13 protein-coding genes are annotated in these 19399 nt (G+C 42.8%); 8 read left to right on the top strand and 5 right to left on the bottom strand.

What is annotated here, in order from left to right:
• Window positions 1-161: 161 nt before the first annotated feature.
• Together SNE25_RS19090 and SNE25_RS19085 are read left to right on the top strand one after the other, a co-directional pair.
• Window positions 162-1385: an OmpP1/FadL family transporter gene (locus SNE25_RS19090; RefSeq protein ID WP_321560592.1), complete on the top strand. Its 1224-nt coding sequence runs from the start codon at window positions 162-164 to the stop codon at window positions 1383-1385.
• Between the two features lie 19 nt (window positions 1386-1404).
• Entirely contained in the window at window positions 1405-2730 is a 1326-nt protein-coding gene (locus SNE25_RS19085; protein ID WP_321560591.1) for a G-D-S-L family lipolytic protein, read from the top strand.
• Window positions 2731-2821: 91 nt separating this feature from the next.
• Here the strand turns inward: SNE25_RS19085 and SNE25_RS19080 are convergent, their stop codons facing one another.
• Together SNE25_RS19080 and SNE25_RS19075 are read right to left on the bottom strand one after the other, a co-directional pair.
• On the bottom strand, window positions 2822-3700 hold the full coding sequence (locus SNE25_RS19080; protein WP_321560590.1) for a nucleoside phosphorylase: 879 nt from the start codon (window positions 3698-3700) through the stop codon (window positions 2822-2824).
• Between the two features lie 22 nt (window positions 3701-3722).
• Window positions 3723-5873, bottom strand: a complete 2151-nt coding sequence (locus SNE25_RS19075; protein WP_321560589.1) for a xanthine dehydrogenase family protein molybdopterin-binding subunit — start codon at window positions 5871-5873, stop codon at window positions 3723-3725.
• A 276-nt stretch (window positions 5874-6149) separates the two neighbouring features.
• Here SNE25_RS19075 and SNE25_RS19070 point away from each other — a divergent pair, with 276 nt between their 5' ends.
• Window positions 6150-7244: a phosphatidylinositol-specific phospholipase C1-like protein gene (locus SNE25_RS19070; protein WP_321560588.1), complete on the top strand. Its 1095-nt coding sequence runs from the start codon at window positions 6150-6152 to the stop codon at window positions 7242-7244.
• A gap of 69 nt (window positions 7245-7313) precedes the next feature.
• Here SNE25_RS19070 and SNE25_RS19065 read toward each other — a convergent pair whose 3' ends face one another.
• Complete coding sequence (locus SNE25_RS19065; RefSeq protein WP_321560587.1) at window positions 7314-8426, bottom strand: metallophosphoesterase family protein; 1113 nt, start codon at window positions 8424-8426, stop codon at window positions 7314-7316.
• 155 nt (window positions 8427-8581) lie between these two features.
• Between SNE25_RS19065 and SNE25_RS19060 the strand changes: the two genes are divergently transcribed.
• The 3 genes from SNE25_RS19060 to SNE25_RS19050 all read left to right on the top strand — a co-directional run bounded on the left by SNE25_RS19060 (window position 8582) and on the right by SNE25_RS19050 (window position 12828).
• Window positions 8582-9193 carry a GDSL-type esterase/lipase family protein gene (locus tag SNE25_RS19060; protein WP_321560586.1) on the top strand — a complete coding sequence of 204 codons (612 nt, stop codon included), beginning with the start codon at window positions 8582-8584 and terminating at the stop codon, window positions 9191-9193.
• A 37-nt stretch (window positions 9194-9230) separates the two neighbouring features.
• Window positions 9231-9959 (top strand): esterase family protein, encoded by a 729-nt coding sequence (locus SNE25_RS19055; RefSeq protein ID WP_321560585.1) that lies wholly within the window; start codon window positions 9231-9233, stop codon window positions 9957-9959.
• Between the two features lie 142 nt (window positions 9960-10101).
• Window positions 10102-12828, top strand: a complete 2727-nt coding sequence (locus SNE25_RS19050) for a bifunctional YncE family protein/alkaline phosphatase family protein (RefSeq protein ID WP_321560584.1) — start codon at window positions 10102-10104, stop codon at window positions 12826-12828.
• Between the two features lie 44 nt (window positions 12829-12872).
• Here SNE25_RS19050 and SNE25_RS19045 read toward each other — a convergent pair whose 3' ends face one another.
• Together SNE25_RS19045 and SNE25_RS19040 are read right to left on the bottom strand one after the other, a co-directional pair.
• Window positions 12873-13637 (bottom strand): SDR family NAD(P)-dependent oxidoreductase, encoded by a 765-nt coding sequence (locus SNE25_RS19045; protein ID WP_321560583.1) that lies wholly within the window; start codon window positions 13635-13637, stop codon window positions 12873-12875.
• 107 nt (window positions 13638-13744) lie between these two features.
• A complete protein-coding gene (locus tag SNE25_RS19040; protein ID WP_321560582.1) occupies window positions 13745-14650 on the bottom strand; it encodes a helix-turn-helix domain-containing protein in 906 nt (301 codons plus the stop codon).
• A gap of 218 nt (window positions 14651-14868) precedes the next feature.
• On the opposite strand from SNE25_RS19040, the gene SNE25_RS19035 reads away from it, so the two are divergent.
• The gene (locus tag SNE25_RS19035; protein ID WP_321560581.1) at window positions 14869-15393 is read left to right on the top strand and encodes an RNA polymerase sigma-70 factor; all 525 of its coding nucleotides are present in this window, start codon (window positions 14869-14871) and stop codon (window positions 15391-15393) included.
• 352 nt (window positions 15394-15745) lie between these two features.
• Window positions 15746-19243, top strand: a complete 3498-nt coding sequence (locus SNE25_RS19030; protein ID WP_321560580.1) for an ABC transporter permease — start codon at window positions 15746-15748, stop codon at window positions 19241-19243.
• The last annotated feature ends 156 nt before the right edge of the window (window positions 19244-19399 follow it).

The raw sequence follows: 19399 nt of genomic DNA, 5'->3' as shown, positions 1-19399 counted from the left end.
CTGTAATTATACTATCAATTAAGTTTTCTCCGACTTTTTGACTAATATCTCCGCATTATAGCCCTTTTTTTCATTTCAAAGCCGCTTAATTTTATTTTTTAATAAATGCCGGTTTGTTACCCCAAAACAAACCGCATATTATACACCAATTATACTTAATTATGAAAAAACTTATACTATTGCTGTTTGCAATAATGCCCGCTATTGTATTAGCCCAGGGTTTCCAGGTTAACCTTCACGGACAGAAACAAATTGGCATGGGTCATACCGGAACAGGTTTATTGCAGGACGGGGCCTCTGTATTATTCAATCCGGGAGCAGTTGCCATGTTACCTCAAAATTACATACAAGCAGGCATTAGTCCGCTATTTTTTAAATCAGATTTTAATCCGAGCGGTACTACCGACCAGTTCCGCAATACAAATAAGATAGCTACACCATTTACAGCCTACGCTGTTTGGGGACCAAAAAATTCGAGATGGAAATTAGGCCTCGGCGTTTATACACCATTTGGCGGATTAACCGACTGGGGAAATGAATGGTCTGGAAAATACGTACTGGAAAGCCTTAACCTAAAAGCTATTTATATTCAACCAACCGTTAGTGTTAAATTGACTGATTACCTTAGTGTAGGCGGTGGGTTTGTTTATAATCACGGCGATGTGGATTTAACCCGGGCTATACCGCTTGTTAACTCATCGGGGCAAACCGGACAGGCCGAACTTAAAGGTAGCGGTCACGGCTTTGGCTGGAATGCCGGCGTATTTGCTAAAACCGAGGTAGGCCTTACCATAGGAGTGGCATATCGCTCTAAAGTAAATACCACAGTGAAAAACGGAGATGCCATATTTACTGTACCCGGATCGTTGCAGTCCAGCTTTCCGCAGCCCAATACATTTACCACTACACTGCCTTTAACATCGACATCATCAATAGGGTTGGGATATTCTCCGTCAGACAAATGGACTGTTGCTCTTGATGTGAATTTCACCAATTGGGATGTGTATAAAACACTTTCTTTTGATTATGCTAAAAATACCGCTGCATTACAAGATACACACTCGCCCCGTAATTATAAGGATGGCTGGAGTTATCGTAGCGGCGCACAATATAAGGCAAATGACAAATTATTTATCCGCGCTGGCGGTGGCTATGCCTCTACAGCGGTTAGGGATGGTTACGTTACGCCCGAAGCACCCGATGCTAATCGCTATTATTTTACAGGTGGTTTAGGTTACGCATTAACTAAAAATCTTGATCTGGATGTTTCATTTGAGTTTGAACATCTGATGTCGCGCACGCAAACCAATATTGAGTCGCAACTATCCGGTACGTTTAAAACTAATGTTTATATCCCCGGCCTATCACTTGCTTATCACTGGTAATATCTAAATTCCAAATCAAATGAAAACTTTCAGATCATATCTCCATATATTTTTAGTTACGGGTTTATTAGGCTTTGCGGCTTGTAAAACCAATATTAATACACCAACACCCTCAAAGGGCACAGCCGATTTTTCAAGGTACATAGCCGTAGGTAATTCGCTCACCGCAGGCTATGCCGACGGCGGGCTTTACAGAGAGGGACAGTTAAACTCTTATCCCAGCATTATTGCCAAACAAATGCAGAGCGCAGGCGGCGGTACCTTTACCCAGCCCTTGTTTAATACTGATCAGGCTAATGGTTCAGGGTACTTAAAATTAGCAGGATTTAACCAGGACGGTACACCTAAAACAGAGCCGGTTACCAGCAATCTGGCGGTACGTGGTAAAATCACGGTTCCGGGTTTTGGCGATGTTACACTTTATACCAAATATTCTGGCGAGTTAAATAACTACGGAGTACCAGGTATTAAACTACAGCATATAACTTATGCCCCTTATGGTAATTTGAACGGCTATTTTGAAAGATTGTTGCCAGGTACCTCCCCGACAAATACTACAACTTATCTTGATTTTGTTACGGCTAAACCATTTACCTTTTTCACCGACTGGCTGGGTAATAATGACGCGTTGCTATATGCTACAAGTGGCGGAGCCGGCGATGTATTAACCGACAAGGCTTTGTTTACCCAATTGTATAATTTTTCAATAGGTAAACTAACCGCAACGGGGCAAAAAGGAGCTGTTGCAACCATTCCTGACGTTACCGCTGTACCATATTTTAATACTATAACCATTCCCGCTATTTTGGCCGGCGTTCAAAAAGCAAATCCGGCGGCAAAAGCGTTATATGTTAATGCGCTTGTTTCAGGCGCTACTTATGCGCCAAGGGAAGCAACGGCTAAAGACTTGGTTATTTTAACGTTTAATACAGGTTTAATAGGCACGCCCGTAGCTACACCAGCTGGTAATTTACCTTACGGCCTTACACCATATACGCCTATTGAAAATAAATATATACTTGATGAAAATGAGGTGGCACTCACCCGTGATTATGTGACATCATATAATACTACTATTAAAACCGCCGCTGCCTCGAAAGGACTTGCCATTTTTGATGCCTATACGTTTTTAAATAATGTAAAGGCCAATGGACTAATTGTTGACGGAGTGAATTTAAGTTCCAATTATATAAGTGGCGGCATATTTTCTTTAGATGGCGTTCATTTAACGCCCCGCGGTTATGCCATTGTAGCCAATGAGTTTATCAAGGCAATCAATAAACAATACGGATCATCCATTCCGCAGGCAAATGTGTCCAGTTATAATGGCGTAAAGTTTCCTTAAAAATCATACAACTAATACTGATCTTATATTTTACTTAACAACGGCCCGGCTAAAACCGGGCCTTTTTAGTTAAAATATTATCTTGTACAATTTAACCATATGTTTCTGTGATTTTTGTTAAAATGGATTGTATGCAATCATCCATTATAGCGCCCGGATTTTTGCTGAATTTATTTGTTGACCGGTTAGCGAGGATTACATTGAATGATAACGCGTTATGGCCAAGGGCGGAGGCAAGGCCATATATCCCGGCGGTTTCCATTTCCAGGTTGGTTATTTTTCCACGTGACGACTGAAAATCTGAAACAATTAATAATAATTGAGGTACTGATGATTTAGCACGTACCTGTCTGCCTTGCGGTGAATAAAAGCCAGGAGCGGTAATGGTTAAACCTTGCGGCGCCATGGTGCCAAATTGTTTAATCAATTTATCACCCGCTGAAGCTAAATAAGGATTAAGCTGGTAACCATCGGGAATGATGGAACAAAATTGCTGTAAAAGCTCTTCTTCTGCCAAAGTTAAGGTCTGTTCATAAAAATACATGAGCGTGTCCAGTCCAAACGCAGCCGAAGAAATCAACAAACTGTCAACCGGGATATCAGGTTGTAAAGCACCAGATGTGCCGATACGAATGATGTCAATGCTCTGAAAGTTTGAACGGGCAAGTCGTGTATCCAGATCAATATTTACCAGAGCGTCTAACTCATTTAACACAATGTCGATATTATCTGTACCAATACCTGTCGAAATAACCGTGATGCGTTGTTTACCAATCCTGCCGGTATGTGTAATGAACTCACGCTTCCCTTTTTTTACTTCTATAATATCAAAAAACCTGCTCACGCGAGCAACTCTGTCCGGATCACCAACGAGTATAACCAGATCACTTATATCGTCGGGGAATAAATTTAAATGGTAAAGACTGCCGTCCTCATTTAAAATGAGATCTGTTTCCGAAATTCTTTCCAAATGGTTTAGTTTATACAGTTAATTAAATCAGCTTATCAGGAGTGATCGGTAAATCTCTCACCCGTTTACCGGTGGCATTGTAAACAGCATTGGCAACTGCGGCTGCTACACCTATAAGTGATATTTCTCCAATGCCTTTTGTCCCAAGTGGGTTTACATAAGGGTCTGGTTTGTCTATAAAGATGGCTTCCATCTGCGGAATGTCGGCGTTAACAGGTACATGATAATCGGCGAAGTTATTATTCACGTAGCGGCCATAACGGTGGTCAAATATCATTTCTTCGGTCAGCGCCATGCCAATACCGCCTACCGCTCCGCCAATCATCTGGCTCCGGGCGGTTTTCATACTCACAATTTTTCCGGCATCAACAACAGCTACAATCTTTTTTACCTTTACAACCCCGGTTACCGGATGTACAAGCACTTGCGCAAAATGAGATGAAAAGGAATACATAGAATATTTTTTATTCTCATCCGCACCCTGCGACTCTTTGGTCACCTCGACATAGGGTAAATTGTGTTGTTTCAGGATATTATCATAAGCGACAGGGGCGGTATCATCCTCCGGTTTGCCCGCCAGCGTGTTGAGCTTTTGTTTAAGCGCAATACACACATCATGCACCGCAGAACCCACAGTTGAAACCGTAGCCGAGCCGCCCTGTGTAGGCGCTTGCGGATAGGAAGAATCGCCTAAATCAAAGGTGATTTTATCAGCGGGTATACCCAAAATATCTGATGCAATAATTACCATGGCAGTACCGGTGCCCGGCCCGATATCACTTGCTGCACTTTGAATATTCAGCGAACCATCCGGCATCAATTTAGCTTTCGCCAAGGCCCTGCTGCGGTAGGCACCAAATGCGCCGCAACCAATGCCATAGCCTACCAGCCATTCACCATCGCGCAGGGAGGCCGGTTTGGAGGGGCGTTTGTCCCAGCCAATATGCTGAGCACCTAACTGATAGCATTCTTTTAAATATTTGCTCGACCACGGTAGGTTTCGCTCCATATCGGTATCGGCATAATTGCGGAGCCTTAATTCAATCGGGTCAATATTCAGGGCATACGAAAGCTCATCAAGTGCCGATTCCAACGCGAATGATCCTGTCGCCTCACCGGGGCCGCGCATAGGAGCGGGGACACCAGCATTTAAAGGAACTACTTTATAACGGGTGTTGGCATTAGGACTGGCGTATAAAAATCTGGAAACATTAACCGATCCTTCTGTGAACTCCTCATAAACAGCTGTTTGTGAATGCGACTCATGCGTCATGCCAACTAATTTACCGTCGGGAGTGGCACCTAAACCAATTTTCTGAATGGTGTGCGGCCTGTATCCTACGAGCGTGAACTGCTGCTCGCGGGTAAACATTAACCGCACCGGCCGATTAACCATTTTGGCGGCTTGTACTGTCGCTATTTCGTGCGGCCAGGTGCGCAGCGCCGAACCAAACGCTCCACCCACAAAACGCGAGTTGATCTGCACATTATTTATATCCAGTTTAAAGGCCTCGGCAATGGCCTTTTGACTATTTTTAACGCCCTGGGTTTTGGTATATACGGTTACTTTATCTGGTGCGTCCCATGTTGCGGTGGTTACATGCAACTCCATTGGGTTATGTACCTCGGTTGGTAATGTATATTCCTGCTCAACTTTTATGGGGGCATTTTTATAAGCGTCAGTTTCGCCGCGCACATAATCGGTATACTTACCACCATTTGGGGTAACACCTTTATTAATATTTTTATTAAAATTAGTTTCAAAAGGTTGCTGTTGATAAGTGGCTTTTATAAGTGAGGCGGCAAAGGTGGCGCGCTCAAAGCTGTCGGCCACCACAAGGGCTATAGGTTGGCCGTTAAAAAATACCTGATTATCAAAAAATAATTTCAAACCCTTTCTTTGGGGTTTTGACGGATCTGGCTGATAACCCGGCACAGGTTGAGCATTAAGATGGGTTATCACAGCAAGCACCCCGGGGGCACGTTCTGCGGCTTTAGTATCCATACCGGTTATGGTGCCGCTTGTAATAGTAGCAGGAACCAGCACCGCGTAAGTTAAACCGGGGAATTTATACTCAGCAGAATATTTTGCGGCGCCTGTTACTTTCAATCGGCCGTCAACACGATTTAAAGAGGTTGCGGTTTCATCATTTTTTAATTGTATGTCTTCCATTTTTATGATGCTGATGTGCGGTTTATATTTGATCCTGCTTAATGAAGCGAAACTGTCATTTAAATATACCGATACTAAAGTTAACAATTGAATATAAAGAAAAGTTGGCTGCAATCATATAAAAACAATGTAATTGAAAAATTACCCACTATTATTATTGTTAATAGATAGTTAACTTAAATACAATATATACGGCGCAATTTTGTCCCGTTACGCAAATGCTGATATTATTTGTGTAACTAATATTTATCTCCACCGTAATAATCATAATAAAACATGAAAATCCCTTTACTCGCTTTTTTAATACTGGCCTTACCTGCATCCAGGTTGGGCGATAATAATGATAACCTGCCTATCAATAAAATACAGGTAATAGGTTCGCATAATAGTTATAAAGAAGCTATTGATCCTGCTTTGTTCAAAGCTTTCCAGCAGCAAAATCCCGAGTCTGCCGAAAAAATCGACTATGAGCACATTGATCTTACAGATCAGCTCAATATGGGTTTATTAAACCTGGAAATTGACGTTTACGCGGATTCAAAGGGTGGCAAATATGCGCACCCTAAAGGGTTAGACTGGGTTAAAGGACAGCCATCGTTCGATCCTGAAGGTGAAATGAAGAAACCGGGTTTTAAGGTATTTCATATTGTCGATCTTGATTTCCGCAGCCATTGCCTGACCTTTAAAGATGGCTTAAAACAATTAAAAGCCTGGTCAGATGCGCACCCGGATCATAACCCCATCTTTATCACTTTGGAACCCAAAGACGGCAAACCCAAAGACCCGAAACTTACCGTACCTGAAAAATTCACTACCCAAACCCTTGCCGAATTGGATCAGGATATCAAGGATGGTTTAGGCAACTCCATCATAACACCAGATATGGTAAGGGGTAAATATGCTACGCTTGAAAGCGCTGTGCTGCACGGTAACTGGCCAACGTTAAAAGAGGCAAAGGGCAAGTTTGTATTCATCATGGATAATAATAAGGAAGACAGGGCGCTTTACATTGAAGGTCACCCATCGCTAAAAGGCAGGGTGTTATTCACTAATACCGATCCTGGTAATCCGGAAGCCGCCATGATGATCCGCAACAACCCTCAGGATCCGGAGATAAAAGAACTGGTTAAAAAGGGATATATAATCCGCACCCGTGCTGACTCAGATACCGAACAGGCACGTGCAAACGATAAAACAGATTTTACAGCGGCCTGCAATTCTGGTGCCCAAATTATAACTACCGACTATTACTTAAAAAGCACCCATTTTAAATCAGACTATGTGGTATACTTTGCAGATGGTAATAAATATTTCCGTTTAAATCCCGCGTTCAATCCCCATAACGCACCCGGTAATACCACCGGAAAATAAATATTACAACCTTACAGGAGGTGATCTAAGCAATCATCTTCTGTAAGATTTAAAATACCCCGTACAAGATTATATATTAACGGTAAACTCGTCGGCCAATGTAAGCTGAACGGGCTGCTCTTTGCCTGATATGGCATAATACTTACCTGTTAAAGTTAAGCCGCTGGCATTCTTCTCCACTGCCAATTTTAAAAATCCGTGTGTTGAATCGCAGTAGTTTACCAGTTGTACATTATCAAACAAAGGGTTTTCGGTGGTAAAACGTTCATCACCCGGTTGTACTACGGCATGCAGTTCATCAAATCCGCCGGCACCGGCCACAATATAGGGTATCACGGTATTATCGGCATATAACTTATGGAAACGCTGATAACAATGTACATGTCCGCTCAAAACCATATCCGGTTTAATACCGGTCTCTTCAAACACTCCTTCCAGAAATTCAATCATCGGTATGCTCGCGCCGTGGTTAACATCTGCAGAATAAGGGGAGTGGTGCAGACAAACCATCAAGGCCTTATTGGGTCTTTCCTGATTGTGGGTGGTCAGCTCTTTTATAAACCATTTGCGCTGTTCATCGGTGATGATACCAAACTTGGGTACATTACTGTGCAACCCAATAATGTTCATGAGCGGCGTTTTAAGTGTCCAGTATATATTGGGCTGCGTCATGCTCATCCGGCTGGTAGCTCCTCCAAAGTTAACCGGATGTGAAACAGTATCGCAAAATACCTTTGTAAAAGCATCTAAACTATGATAAGAAATTGGGTTAGCGGGGTTTATGTCACTATCATGGTTCCCGGCAATTGCAAATATGGGCGCCGGATAATTTTTATAAGGCAAAAAAAACTGCTGCTCATACCGTTCTGCTTCGCCATGATTATAAACAATATCCCCTAAATGATACAGAAATTGCGGCCGTTCATTAGTATTAACATCATTATACTGCTGCGCCATAGCGGTGGCAACCACTTCAATAGTTTCCGGATGACGTACACTGCCGGTATCGCCAAGCAGATGAAAAACCATTTTTTTATTGTCTAATCCAGGTAATACGTCATCAATAGATAAATGATAAGGGTATAAACCAGAGGGGCGGGGCAGGGGTTGAAATTTATGCGTATCGTCGGGCTGATCCAGTTTAAAAACCGGCTTTACCTGTAAAGTGTTAACTGTCGTCATGTGCGCAAAAATACCAACCCGGTATTAAGTTTGGATTAAAAGAAATGGGAAAACGTGATTTATCCCGATTTAGCTGATGTTTTCACTAAACTTTAAACGGTTCTCTACTTTTAACGGTATTTTTCTACTTTTAGCAATATATTATATAAAGCAGTATGTATTGGTACGAGAACGAGGTTAAAGGACTGGAAAAGGAAAGGTTGCAATTGACGTATGAGCCATCAACTTTATTTTATGGCAGCTCAACAATAAGGTTGTGGAATACATTATTTGAGGACTTTAAGCTCTTTAAGCCTGTTAATCTGGGTTTTGGCGGTTCAACACTCGCGGCTTGCTCCTGGTTTTTTAATCGGGTTGTTGCCCCATATGATGCCAGGTCTATCGTGTTATATGCAGGCGATAATGATTTGGGCGACGGAAGGCATCCGGAAGAAATATTTATATTTTTTGAACAGTTAACCCATCAAATTACCGAGCGCTTTGGCTCTATTCCTTGCTATTATGTATCCATTAAACCCAGCATTGCCCGTTGGGACCTGATCAACTCGCTTAAATATACCAATAATATTATTGAAAACGAGATCATAAAGCGGGACAATAACTGGAAATTCATCAATATATATAATAAGATGCTGAACAAGGATGGTTACCCAGAAAAGGAATATTTTCAGCCAGACGGGCTTCATCTGAGCAGTAAGGGGTATGCTCTTTGGAAACAGATCATTCATGCCCGGCTTTCAGAAAACTTTCATGCAGAATTAATATAAACATCACACAATAGCGCCATCTTGCGATGTATAGTATATGGATAGAGAATATATTCAGTGGTACAGTCCTGCTCTTCAAAAGAACATGGAGATGCTTATTTTTGGTTCTGGCGGTGCTATTGTATTGTTTTTCCCGGCAAGGATGGGGCGGTTTTATGACTATGAAAATTGGCGGGTAATTGAGGTACTGCGCGAAAAAATTGAAAAGCGTTATATCCAGGTTTGTTGTGTAGATAGCTTTGATTGCGAAAGTTTTTATAGTTCAGGGTTTCATCCGTCGCAGAAAATTACCCGCCATATGCAATATGAGCAGTATATTCTGCAGGAGGTGATGCCCTTTTTAAACAAGAAAAATCCCGGTTCATTTAAAATTGTTGCAGGTTGCAGCCTTGGTGCATTTCATGCCGTGAATATTTCGCTGCGCCATCCGGGCATATTTAATAAAGTGATTGGCATGAGTGGCCGGTACGATCTTGCAGCTCAAATAGGACATTATGACGATCTGTTTGACGGATATTGGGACGAAAACGTTTACTTTAACATGCCAACACAATATCTGTCTAATTTAAACGACGAGGAGAAATTGCTCCTTATAAGGCAAGCCACCTATGTTTTAGCTGTAGGCCGGGAAGATGTAGTGCTGGAAAATAACGTTTTGCTAAGTAATATGTTAACGGAAAAAGGGATAAGCAACTCTCTATACATTTGGGATAAGGAGGCGCACCAGGCCCGGGCATGGCGCCAAATGGTGATTAATTATTTATAATACCTTATCTTGTTTAATCTTCTTTGTTAATGGCCAATTGTTACTTATAACCCAACAGTAACAATTATGATAAATTAATATTCTTAACTTTCAATATACATTGCTATCATAGTTTTACAGCTTACAAGCTTTGAAAAGAAGAATGAGAAAACAATATTTGATCATAGGTGGCTTTATAGTGATGATGCTGTTTTCGCTTACAGCCTGTCATACTGTAAATAGCAAAAAGCAATTAACCGCGAACGAACAGGTTAATATGCACAGCGCTTATGACGACAGTACACTTAACCGCAACATACTCCCTGTTTTAATGCCATATAACCGGGTTATTGACCCGGCCGGCAAGGTTATTTCATTTGGCGACCCGGGCGATGAAAACCATAGCATGGATGTTAGACTAATACCCGGCAGCAAGATCATTGCCGTTGAAGACAGGTTTGGCATAACCTTAATAGATACAACACAAAGTAAAGTAATTAGCCGGTGGACTTATAAGCAGGATGCCCGCTACCGTGGGCTTACCAGTACCTATTCGGGTTTAAAAGTTTTAAAAACAAATGCCCAAACCCAAATATTCTGGAGCGCGGCGGCCGGTAAGGGTAAAGACTCCAAATCTTATGTTTTTCAGGCCATTTGGGATGGCGAAAAGATTAGTATCCAAAATACTTTCACGTTTAAAGCCGAAGGTGAATCGCCATTGGCATTACCAAATGATCTGGCTATAAACAATGAAAACGGTACAAATTTTTTGTATGTGGTTTTAAATGGCAATAATCAATTGGTTAAAATTAATCTGTCGACCAATAAAACTGTCTGGACACAGCCTACCGGCGTTGCACCCTATGGCATTGTAATAGCAAAAGGCAAAGTATTTGTAACCAACTGGGCAGGCCCTAATGCAGTAGATACCGTGAACCGGGAAACTGCGGGAGTGCCTTACGGAAAAACTTATATAGACCCCAAAACCGGCGCCACTGCGCAGGGCACTGTCATGGTAATGAATTTAGAGAATGGCGGCATCATAAAAGAGATAGAGGTAGGCCTGCATCCCAACGCTATCATTAGCAGTATTGATGAGGATTTTGTTTATGTAGCCAACGGCAACAGTGATATGGTATCGGTGATATCTGCCAATTCACTAAAGAATGTAGATGCCATTAATGTTAAATTAAATCCGGGTAAAAAAAGCTATATCGGCGATACCCCAAATGCTTTGGCCATTGACAGTAATGGCACAACTTTATATGTAGCCAATGGGCTTGACAACGCGGTTGCTGTTGTAAAGCTCGGCTCAAAAGCAGCTAATAAGGGTAAAGGCAATAATGTAGTAAAGGGCTTTATACCAACCGAAGCCTATCCCGGTGGACTTGCCGTTGATGAGCGCACTTTATTTGTAACCAATCTGGAAGGTGAGGGCTCGCGTATAGGCAGTAAGGAAATAGGTAAAGCAGGGTTAGATGCCGAGGCCAAAGGTGGTGTTAATGCATATAACTCACATCATCAAAAAGCAACTGTATCAATTATTTCACTTCCTGATGATGAGCTTTTAAAACAATATACAAAAAAGGTACTGGATTTGAACCTGAGCTTCAGGCAACAGATAGCTCAGTTGTTACCCCGTAAAAACATTCCTGCACGGCCTATACCCGAACGCATAGGCGAGCCGTCGGTATTTAACCATGTGCTGTATATTATAAAAGAGAACCGTACCTATGACCAGGTTTTGGGCGATATGCCGGAGGGAGATGGCGCTAAATTGCTTTGTATATATGGCGACAGCGTTACACCCAATCAGCATAGTTTAGCGCGTAATTTTTTATTATTGGATAATTACTATGTATCGGGCAAATGCTCAGCCGAAGGCCATCAATGGACTGATGCCGCCATGGTGACTGATTACGTTGAAAAAAGCGTAAGATCCTGGTTTCGCAGCTATCCGCATGTGCAGGAAGATGCACTGGTTTATGATGGCAATGGTTTTATATGGAACAACGCGGCCGATCATGGTAAAACCGTAAGGATATACGGTGAAGCCTGTGCTGTACATTTTGACAACAAACTTAGCTGGAGCGATATTTACAATAATTATAAGGCAGGTAAACCCTTTGTATTTAATAATACCAGTACCATATCCCGCGTAAGGCCAATGCTATCGCAAAACTACCCGGGTTCTGACGAGCATAAGATCAATGAACAGTTAAGAGCTTCTGCCTTTATAAAGGAGTTAAATGAATATGAGAAAATGCCCGGCGATCAGCTGCCGCAATTAATGGTTATGGCACTTTCTGCCGATCATACAGTAGGTACCAGGCCCGGATACCCCACACCTGAAGCAATGGTTGCAGACAATGACCTCGCGCTTGGTCGTATGGTTGAAGCCTTATCAAAAAGTCGTTTCTGGAAAAATACCGTAATATTTGTAACCGAAGATGATTCCCAGGCCGGATGGGATCATGTTTCGGCGTACCGGACTACCGGGTTTGTGATAAGCCCATACAGCAGGCTGCAAGGCAAAGTGAGCAAAAATTATAACCAAACCTGCATTGTGCGCTCTATTGAGCAAATATTAGGTTTACCGCCAATGAACATTATTGACGCGACGGCGCTGCCAATGTTTGATTGCTTTACCAGCAAACCATCAAATTACACTTATAAATGTGTAAATAATCGTATTCCGTTAAACAGGGTGAGCCCGCCATTATCATCACTGAAAGGATCGGCACTGCACTTTGCCCAGCTATCATCCAAGCCAGAATATGATCATATTGATGATGGAAACGATGATGTAATGAACAGGATATTATGGTTTGCCGCTAAAGGCAAAAAACCTTATCCGGCCAAACTGGCCGGTAAGGATGATGACGATTGATTTATGTTATTAGCGGGCGGCAAAGCTCTGCTGCCCGCTAATAATTAGAGATTCATGCCGCCCGAAACTTCAATGCGCTGCGCGTTGATCCACCTGGCTTCTTCAGTACATAGAAAAGCTACCACACCGCCAATATCGTCTGGTAACCCTGCGCGGCCTAATGCTGTAATTTCGGCCACATGCTTATTCAATTCAGGGTTATCGCGCAATATGCCACCACTAAAATCGGTTTCTATGGCGCCTGGTGCTACAACATTCGCTGCGATGTTACGAGGGCCAAGTTCTTTGGCCAGGTACCGGGTAAACACTTCAACCGCCCCTTTTATTGAACCATAAGCAGAAAACCTTGGCATACTAAAGCGGGCTAATCCTGACGAAAGGTTAATGATCCGCCCACCATCATTAATAAAAGGTAATGCCTTTTGGGTAAGGAAGTAAACACCCTTGAAATGGATATTAAATAATAGATCAAAGTTTTCTTCTGTCATTTCGGCAAACGGGGCGTTGATACCTATACCCGCATTGTTTATTAAAAAATCAAAGTGATCGGTATTAAAAGTTTGTTTCAGGACTTTGGTTAATTCTTTAAAAAATGAATTAAAACTTTTAACGTCACCTGTGTTCAATTGTAAGGCCGCCGCCCTCTGACCGGCCTGTTCAATCTGAGCTACCACATCAAGCGCTTCATCTTTTTTGTTGTTGTAGGTAATGATTACGTCAATACCTTTTTTTGCAATACTTAATGCCATATTTTTGCCTAAACCACGGCTTCCACCGGTAATAAAAGCTATTTTATTTGTTAAAATCATACGTTTTTTTAATTTTTTTGACGTTTTTTTTCAACAAAATTACCTGTAAAAGTATGTTGCCTGTTTGCAAGCATCAATCCGGTGTTTGCGAAATTCAAATAATGATATTAAATTCTGAAAGTGGCTGGTGAAAACGTAGTCTGTTTTCTGAAAAAATTCGAGAAATGCGCTAACTGCTCAAAACCAAGGCAATAGGCAATTTCCGAGATATTCCAGTTGGTTTGTTTGAGGAGTATCTTGGCCTCCATGATGATCCGGTTGCTGATGATATCGGTAGTGGTTTGGCCGGTGTTTTCTTTGAGAACCTTGTTCAGGTGGTTTACATGTACCGATAAGCGGCCGGCATAATCTTTGGCGGTGCGTAAACTGAGTCTTTGGTGCTGAGATTCTATAGGGAACTGCCGCTCAAGCAATTCAATAAATAAGGACGAAACCCGCGCCGAAGCGGTATGAGAAGGGTATAGCGCGGTTGCCGGCTGCAGCTTTTGCCCGTAATGGATCAGCTCAAGTACGTAGTTACGCAGCAGGTCATATTTATAAGCATAGTCAGATGATAACTCTTTATACATCTTTTTGAATATGTGGGTGATATCTTCAACATCCTCATCGCTTATTTGAAAAACAGGGTAGCCCCCGGGCCGAAAAATGGGCATATCGTCCAGTACCACACCGCTTTTGGCCTGGGTCAAAAAATCAGCTGTAAAAATGCAAAAATAGCCCAGCTGGTCTTCATCCAACGGAATATAATGATAAGGAATTTTAGGCGTGCCAAACAACAGGGCGTTCTTTTCAATATCGATTACCTTATCAGCATATTCGGCCTTGTTACGGCCTCTTATCATGCTGATCTTGTAATATTCCCGGCGGTTATAAGGCATAACGGTCGTTTTTTTAAGCCGGCTCATTAACTCGTCGATCTTAAATACATTGAAGTGACCTATCTCTTTGTTTATACCTTCAGGTATAAGAGAGGTGGTTTGTTCATAAAATTCGTTAAGTGTTTTAATTTCCATGGCCGTACTTGCGAAAATCAAATATACAATAAAGAAATGGAGCGGCTCAAAGCCATAAAAACAGGCGTTTACAGGGTAAAAAACATACTTTTATGTAGCATAAACGTATCAATTTGATACATTTTTACTAACTTTTAACAAAATAATGTACAAATTTGTTACCGAAACCGAGTTTTTAAACTGATTAAGACATGCCCCTTGTTTTGAGTACAAATGAAATGATTCGACGTATTCACATTGATGGGGATGAGGCAGCCTTTAACGAACTATATGAACTACAGGAAGCCCGGCTTTTAAAATTCGCCATCGGTTTTGTGGCCGACCGGGAATCTGCTGAAGAAATAGTACAGGATGTGTTTGTAAAAATATGGTTAAGCCGCAAAAACTCACATGCCATCAGAAACCTCCAGGTGTATCTGTATGTACTCACTAAAAATGCTTGTCTTAACCACCTCCGCAGTATATCTTCAAAAAAAATAAGAGAACTCCAGCTCACAGAAAGCTATTATTTTGATTTACCTGTTGACCCCTCACAGCTGTTAATTAGCAAGGAGTTACAAACGCGGGTTTTAAAAGCTGTTAATGGGTTACCTCCGCGCTGCAAACTTGTATTTAAAATGATAAAAGAAGATGGTCTGTCATGTAATGAAGTGGCTGCCATTCTTGACCTTTCGTACAAAACTGTTTTTGCGCAGTTAACCATCGCCCTTAAAAAACTGGATGATGTGCTCGGCAGCAAATAAAAACATCTGCTTTTCAGAAAGTTGATTACTAATTCGCTTAGTTATTTATTCCGTTCTTGAACTTTTTACCGGGTTCATTAGCGCCGCCTTTACCGCCTGAAAACTGATTGTCAATAGGGTGAGTATAATAGACCCTATACCGGCCAACAAAAATACGCCGGGTCCAGGTAAGTTTACACTTTTCACAGAAGGTGATTTTACACAATTGCGGTTTCCTGACTCCTTTTTTAGCATCCAAAACCGGACATACCTATGTTCGTGTCTGTTACAAACTATTTAATCATCGCTAAGATATTCACCTGTTTATCAATTGATTAAATTTTTGGAACAGAGATTGATCTAAGTGCATGGCTTGAAAGCGTATACCTTCCATATCAACCTTTATGACCTGGCTTTCCTGGGAACAATTTTCGTTGGGCTCGCTTTCAGCTTGATGTTGTTACTTTCCAAAAGAGGCAACAAGGCCGCAAACCGGATCCTCGGCCTGATCCTAATGATTACCGTCATGCAGATGATCCGGGCTTTGGACACTGACATTCACCTGGAAACCGCTTTTCCGCGCTGGAGCCTTGCCTCATGGCAATTTTTACTGGCCTTAGGTCCGCTTATCTATTTGTATGTATGGAGCATTACAAAGCCAGACAGTAAATTTCGTTCCGGCTACCTGCTGCATTTCTGCCCCTTGCTGGTAGAAGTCGGCGTGAATATTTTCTATCCGTCAAGTCCTCCGGGGCCGAACATGGCGTTCCGGCTACTGGTATTTATTTCGGTTTGCGTCTATTGGTATGCCGCTCACAAGATGATCAAAGACTTTTTTGGGAGACTTAAATTTAACGGGGGCGACCGTTACCGGCTGAAGTTACAATGGTTGAACAACCTATTGACAGGTTTTGCCATTTTATGGCTATCGTGGATACCCTTCACGATCATCGGCTTCCTAAACCACAATAATCAGACAACCCCAGTATTTTATCCTTTATGTCTCCTTTTGGCCGTACTGGCAATAGGGGCGGCCGGAATGGTGATCTTAAGGCCCGAAATTAACTCGCCAGCAGATGAACCCTATTTTTTGAAACTAACATCGCCGGATGAGTCCAGGCATAAAGCCACCTGGCTTAAAAATATGGTAAAGATCGACGCTTATTACAAAGACCCAGAATTGAGTTTGACCTCACTGGCTGAAAAGCTCGGATTGACTACCCACGAATTGTCCCGGATCATCAATGCCGTGCTTAAAACAAGCTTTAATGATTTTATCAATGCTTACCGCGTAGCCGATGTAGCCCGCAAGATGCAGGACCCGGCTTTTGATCACCTTACCTTGCAGGGCATCGCTTATGATTCCGGCTTTAACTCCCCCAGTACTTTTCACCGCGCATTCAAGCAACTGACCGGCAAAACACCAGCGGAATATAAAAAAGAACTGCCATCTTATAAAGTGACATATGATTTCCGGGCCGCAACGGTAATTTCGGATCAGAAAAACCGCAATCATATGTTTGAAAATTATTTGAAAATCGCCTGGCGAAATACGATCAGGAACAAAGCTTCTTCGTTCATCAATATTACCGGCCTTGCCGTGGGTATGGCTGTGGCTATGCTAATCGGTTTATGGATATGGGACGAAGTCTCATACGATAAGTCCAATACGAATTATGACCGCATTGTACAGGTTTTAACCAACAAAAATGCCGGCGGTGGTCTGGTGACGCAGTCCTCGCTGCCTTTGCCGTTATCGACAGAACTGCGGGATAAATATGGCAGCGACTTTAAACAGGTGGCCTCGGTTGTTACGATGGAACAGAACATGAACTATAACAACCATGCCTTTTCAAGGATAGGCTGTTATGCTGAGTCTGCTATTACAGATATCATCACCCTGAATATGATCAGAGGATCAAAAACCTCCTTTAAAACACCCGGCACTCTATTGATCAATGAATCATTAGCCCGGGCCATATTTGGTGAAACCGATCCGATCAATAAAACAATCAAGCTCAACGACGCGTACCTGGTGCAGGTAACAGGTGTGTACCGGGACCTGCCTCAAAATACACAGTTCGGTAATGTGAATTTTATAGCGCCTGTTGGTCTCCTGACTCAAAACGGCGATGGCATGAATAATTGGTTTAACAGTTCATTCCAATTATATGCCCTATTAAACCAGGGCAGCGACCTGCACCAGCTTTCGCGTAAAATTCAAAATATCCTGTATAACCATTCGAAAAATGCCGCCAGACCCGCGCTATTCCTGTCCCCGATGAGTGAGTGGCACCTGTATGAATTCAAAAACGGCGTTGCTGTTGCAGGTCGCCTGCAGTTCGTATGGCTTTTTGGTATCATCGGCCTGTTCGTGCTATTGCTGGCCTGCATCAACTTTATGAACCTGAGCACGGCCCGGAGCGAAAAGCGCGCAAAAGAAGTGGGCATACGCAAAGCCATTGGTTCCTTGCGCACGCAACTGATTGCCCAATTCCTCTGTGAGTCCTTCCTGATTGCCGGCGTGTCATTCCTGATAGCTGTGCTGTTAGCATGGCTGGCTTTGCCGTTTTTCAATGACGTTTCAGGTAAAGACCTTCACCTGATCTGGACTAATCCGCTGGTTTGGCTGACCTGCTTTTGTTTTTGCCTTTTCACAGGGCTTATCGCGGGCAGTTACCCGGCGCTTTACTTGTCGTCCTTTAATGCGGTGAAAGTATTAAAGGGCACCTTCAAAGCAGGCCCTGCTGCTGCAATGCCGCGTAAAATACTGGTCGTCATTCAATTCGCTGTTTCAGTTACCATGATTATCGGGACTATCGTTGTTTTCAAACAAATTGAATTTGCAAAGGACAGGCCGGTAGGTTATAACCGGAACAACCTGGTGTCGATCCCCTATGACGCTATAAAGGGGTATAGCGCTTTCCGGGAGGAAGTGCTGAGAACCGGCGCTGTAACTGGCGTCTCGGCATCCTCTAACCCCACGACCGGCGTGTGGTCATCCGCGGATAACCTAAGCTGGAAAGGAAAGGATCCCAACCGGCAGGAGGTTTTCGGCACGATACTGGTCGACCCGGATTTTGGTAGTGTGGTGGGTTGGCAAATGAAGGAAGGCCGGAATTTCTCTAAAGAGTTTCCGAGCGATTCGTCAGGCTTTTTATTCAATGAAGCGGCCATCAGGCAGATGGGCCTGAGGGAGCCAATAGGTGAAACCATTAAATGGCACGAAAAAGATTGGAAAGTGCTGGGTGTCGTAAAGGACATGGTCATGACCTCGCCTTTTGATCCCATTACGCCGGTGGTGTTTTTAATGGATGACCGGGAGCGATCATTCAATGTGGTTAATTTGAAACTCAAGGCCGGCATGCCTGTTGCCGGGTCATTAGCCAAAATCGAAACAGTTTTCAAAAAGTTTGCGCCGGATGCGCCTTTCAATTATAAGTTCGCAGATAGTGAATATGCGCAAAAGTTCATAGCGGAAGAACGTACCGGAAAGCTGGCCTCCGTGTTCGCGATGCTCGCTATCTTCATATCTTGCCTTGGCTTATTTGGGGTGGCGTCATTTGTAGCTGAACAGCGCGTCAAAGAGATCGGTATCCGTAAAGTGCTGGGCGCATCGGTGATGAGCATCTGGGGTTCATTATCCAGGGACTTTGTCATTCTGGTGGGCATCGCATTACTCATTGCCGTCCCTGTTTCCTGGTATTTCATGCACCGGTGGCTGCAGTATTATACCTATCGCACAGGACTGTCCTGGTGGGTATTTGCGCTGACCGGAGCAGGTGCTGTGCTCATTACGTTACTCACCGTTAGTTATCATAGTATCAAGGCGGCAATGACCAACCCGGTGAAAAGCCTTAGATCAGAATAATGCTCCTGGGAATGGAGGCCATGATCGTGGGTTGTGGAATTTAATTGAATACGATGTGATGCGTTCCGGGTGAGATACGGAACGCATTTATTTTTAATTTAACTTAAAAATGAAACCGTATTGATCTTGATGCCGGCTCAGTTGATACATGGATAT

Source organism: Mucilaginibacter sabulilitoris (genome assembly GCF_034262375.1).
GTDB classification, from domain to species: Bacteria; Bacteroidota; Bacteroidia; order Sphingobacteriales; family Sphingobacteriaceae; genus Mucilaginibacter; species Mucilaginibacter sabulilitoris.
Note: the sequence above shows the minus strand (reverse complement) of the source record. Positions and strands in the feature narration are given on the sequence as shown.